We start from the raw sequence: 1,112 nt of genomic DNA on the forward strand, positions 1-1,112 counted from the left end.
CGAACACCGTGCGGGTCACGCTGCCGCCGCAGCCGCAGGGAACGGACTCCTCGCAGGCCGCGACGCTGAGCCAGCAATCCTTCCGCAATGCGGTGGCCAACAAGCTGGCCGGGGGGGTGGGCGCGTCCAACGGGTCGGCCGTGTCGTCCAGCGCCGAGACGATGGTGCCGCTGCCGGTGGTGGCGCGGCTGGCGCGGCGGCCGACCTCGATCATGGTCAGCCATCGCGACGGGTTCGTGTCGGGGGCGATTTCGTTCAACCTGGCCAAGGGCCAGTCGCTGGATGCGGCGGAGGCGGAGATCCGCGCCACCATGGTGCGGCTGCACGTGCCCGCGACGATCGAGGGGGGCTTTACCGGCCAGGCGGAGCAGTTCCAGACCGCGCTGATCAACGAATTGCTGGTCTTCCTGGCCGCGCTGGCGACGATGTACGTCACGCTGGGCATTCTGTACGAGAGCTATGTCCATCCGATCACCATCATGTCCACCCTGCCGTCGGCGACGGTGGGGGCGGTGCTGGCGTTGTGGGCGACGGGGCAGGAATTCTCGCTGATCGCGATGATCGGGATGATCCTGCTGGTGGGCATCGTGAAGAAGAACGCGATCCTGATGGTGGATTTTGCCCTGCATGCCGAGCGCGACGGCGCGATGTCGCCCGAGGCGGCGATCCGCGAGGCCTGCGCCAGGCGGTTCCGGCCGATCCTGATGACGACGCTGGCCGCGGCGTTCGGGGCCATTCCGCTGATCCTGAGCGGGGGGTACGGAATCGAACTGCGGCGGCCGCTGGGCATTGCGGTGGTGGGCGGATTGCTGATGAGCCAGTTGCTGACCCTGTACACCACGCCGGTCGTCTATCTGCTGCTGGAGCGGATCCGGTCGTGGACGGTGCGGCGGGTGGCGGGGCGCTGGCGCGGACGGACGGCCCGTGCCGGGGGGGCCGCCGTCTGATTTGAGCCGTCTGATGTGAAGAGAGCCCTTGCGAAGGGGGCCGGTCGGGGAGAAAGCGTTTGGAGATGTCGGTCGAGGGCCGCGAAGCCGGCCGTAGCGGAGCGCGTGCGTGTTCGCCGCGCACCTGACCCGGGAACTGGCCGGCGTGCTGGAGCGCCCGGACCT

General features: G+C 69.2%; 1 protein-coding gene. It reads left to right on the forward strand.

Annotation, left to right across the window (positions count from 1 at the left end):
- Positions 1-947 (forward strand): efflux RND transporter permease subunit (locus tag HUK84_RS19545; protein WP_176641693.1); only part of this gene is annotated, 947 nt, incomplete at its 5' end.
- Between the last annotated feature and the right edge of the window lie 165 nt (positions 948-1,112).

The sequence above is a fragment of the Nguyenibacter vanlangensis genome, assembly GCF_013376155.1.
In the GTDB taxonomy this organism is placed as follows: Bacteria; Pseudomonadota; Alphaproteobacteria; order Acetobacterales; family Acetobacteraceae; genus Gluconacetobacter; species Gluconacetobacter vanlangensis.